Genomic DNA, 692 nt, shown 5'->3' with positions numbered 1-692 from the left:
CTTCTCCAGCACCACCACGCCCAGATCCGGGTCGATCTGCTTCAGCCGGATCGCCGCGGACAACCCCGAAGGACCACCCCCCACGATCACGACATCATAATCCATCGACTCACGATCAATCGCTGGCATGGCGATTTCCGTCATGGCTCGGTCCTTTCCTGGCCGGATTCGCGCGTGCGGGAGAGAGCGCCGGGGCGGATGCCCCCGCCGGGCGGGTCCCTCGATGGGGCCCGCCCGGCGTCTCCCTCACAGCTTTTGGGTGAGTTCCGGCAGCGTTGTGAAGAGATCGCCGACGAGGCCGTAGTCGGCGACCTGGAAGATCGGGGCTTCCTCGTCCTTGTTGATCGCCACGATCACCTTCGAATCCTTCATCCCGGCCAGATGCTGGATCGCGCCGGAAATCCCCACCGCCACATAAAGCTCCGGCGCCACCACCTTGCCGGTCTGCCCGACCTGACGGTCGTTCGGCGCATAGCCCGAATCCACCGCCGCGCGCGAGGCGCCGACCGCCGCGTGCAGCTTATCCGCCAGCGCCTCGATCAGCGCGAAATTCTCGGCCGAACCGATGCCGCGGCCGCCCGAAACCACGATCTTCGCCGAGGTCAGCTCGGGCCGGTCGGATTTCACCACCTTGTCCTCGACCCAGGCCGACAGGCCCTTGTCGCCCGCCGCGGCGACGGCCTCGATCGGCG

The 692-nt window shown here is 67.2% G+C and carries 2 protein-coding genes; both read right to left on the bottom strand.

Annotated features, from left to right (window positions below; all coding sequences use genetic code 11):
* Positions 1-144: NAD(P)-binding protein (locus D2T30_RS22940; RefSeq protein ID WP_128210662.1), on the bottom strand; the 144-nt coding region annotated here is incomplete at its 3' end.
* A gap of 102 nt (positions 145-246) precedes the next feature.
* The coding region (locus D2T30_RS22935; RefSeq protein ID WP_206613041.1) for an electron transfer flavoprotein subunit alpha/FixB family protein at positions 247-692 on the bottom strand (446 nt) is incomplete at its 5' end.

Origin of the sequence: Paenirhodobacter populi (assembly GCF_004022215.1) — a bacterium.
GTDB classification, from domain to species: Bacteria; Pseudomonadota; Alphaproteobacteria; order Rhodobacterales; family Rhodobacteraceae; genus Rhodobacter; species Rhodobacter populi.
Note: the sequence above shows the minus strand (reverse complement) of the source record. Positions and strands in the feature narration are given on the sequence as shown.